The organism is Vibrio sp. 2132-1, assembly GCF_033344315.1.
Genome location: NZ_JAWPON010000151.1, coordinates 1 through 921, shown reverse-complemented (window position 1 = coordinate 921; position 921 = coordinate 1). Strand labels below are relative to the sequence as shown.

Below are 921 nucleotides of genomic sequence, written 5' to 3'. Positions count from 1 at the left end.
TCTACTTCTACTTCTACTTCTACAAACTAATTTCGTTTTGTAGATAGAAGATAATCGCCCTGAATGATTCAGGGCGATTTTATTTGTAAGAGGGAATAATGAATATCTTCCGAACGTCTAAATGGATACAACCACTCCTCACTCTTCCGCTACTAAGTTTATTCTTTGGCTGCACACAGAAATTCAATGATGTTTCAGCAACCGTCCAAGAAGCCTACGGTAACTACATCGATGTAGAGATGACACCAGAAGAAATAAATGCTGTTCCATATGCCAGTGCCTACTTGAAACTTGGAAATCAAAAACAGGTGTTTGTTGTTTTAGCTTTCGCGGAACGAAACCCACTCAGCGGTAAAAAACAATTAAAATGGGTAAGCGCCGATAAAGCAATGATCGTTACGGAAAATGGACATATCGTCAAAACGATTGGACTACAGAATGGAGACTTGGCGGGCGTTTACGGTGACGTTCCAGATTTTTCTTTAGACTCAACATCTGTCAACTACGCACTCTCATACGATTGGGCAACACAATACCGTTATGGTTTTCCTGCAAATATAACGCGTTCTTACTCAGGCCAAGAAACGTTAACAACACCTATTTCTAGCACTATGACCAACGTATATAAAGAAGTTGTTGAGTTTAGCAGTCTTTCTCAATCGGTCGAAAACTACTATTGGGTCAATGAACAAGGTCAGGTTGTTAAGATCTTACAACATCTAGGGCCAAATATGATTCCGGTTGAGTTAACCATTTTAAAGGGGTATAGCAAATCATGAGCAAGCGACTACTCACATTATTCGTTTTGGTTATGCCTCTTTTGAGCACACACAGCTTCGCTCAAACAGAAACCTCTACTGCACAACCATTAAATGTTGAGTTGCCGGATGTGGGCAAACAGCTACGATTCCAAGAGCCAGC

The 921-nt window shown here is 40.6% G+C and carries 1 protein-coding gene; it reads left to right on the top strand.

The genetic code is table 11. The features are described from left to right. The first annotated feature begins 98 nt into the window (after positions 1-98). Complete coding sequence (locus tag R8N47_RS24070; protein WP_318185961.1) at positions 99-779, top strand: YjbF family lipoprotein; 681 nt, start codon at positions 99-101, stop codon at positions 777-779. Positions 780-921 lie beyond the last annotated feature (142 nt).